This window comes from Paenibacillus sp. BAC0078, assembly GCF_054483875.1.
The window spans coordinates 1-865 of record NZ_JBTLRW010000067.1 but is presented as its reverse complement, the minus strand read 5'-3'; the positions used below and the strand labels follow the sequence as shown (position 1 = coordinate 865).

The following is an 865-nucleotide window of genomic DNA, read 5'->3' as shown; positions in this document are numbered from 1 at the left end:
GATGGCGTAAAGTAAGTTGTGTACCAAGATTTGGAGCCTAGCCAGGCAACAAAAAAGTAGGGTATCCTCGGGATTGCGAAACCACCAAGGAGGAACCCTACTCGATGACTATTGTACCCGAAAATCTAATGAATAATCTATTTGAAAATCTTGTCACGGAGTTTGTCAAAGAGAACCTGGAATCCATCATGAGAGCTGAAATTCAGCACTTCATGGAGAACGAGCAAGCCGGTGAGCGAAACAGTCGCAATGGCTACTATACTCGGAGCCTGCACACCAAGTACGGCCATCTGGAGGATCTGGAGGTTCCCAGGGACCGTAGAGGACACTTCCAGACGCAAATGTTTGAACCCTACCAACGCCGGGACGGCTGGCTGGAAGAGGCGGTGATCCAGATGTACAAAAGCGGCATGGGTACGCGGGACGTTGCCCGTTTTATTGAAAGTATGTTTGGTAGCCATTATTCCGCAGCGACTGTGAGCAATATTACCGCCACGGTACTGGAGGACATTCAGAACTGGCAGTCGCGTCCGCTCGCCAAACGCTACTCCGTGATTTACCTGGATGGGCTGTACGTGAAACTCAAACGAGGCACCGTCGGCGGTGAAGTTGTCTATTTTGCCATGGGCATTGATGAAGACGGACACCGTCAAATTCTTGGGTTTTACGTTGGGGGTCAAGAGAGCTCGAACGGTTGGAGAGAGGTGCTCAAGGATCTCTACAACCGTGGAGCGCAGGAAGTCCTACTCGGTGTATTTGACGGTCTACCCGGACTGGATGCCGCATTCAAAGAAGTGTACCCCAAGGCCGATGTACAGCACTGTGTCGTTCACAAAGTCCGTGCCACGTTCCCCAAAATCCGGGT

Annotated in this window: 1 protein-coding gene; it reads left to right on the top strand. The window is 51.3% G+C overall.

Features of this window, described 5'->3' with window-relative positions:
- Positions 1-104: 104 nt before the first annotated feature.
- On the top strand, positions 105-865 hold a 761-nt coding region (locus tag ACX1DY_RS31445; protein ID WP_458968046.1), incomplete at its 3' end, for an IS256 family transposase.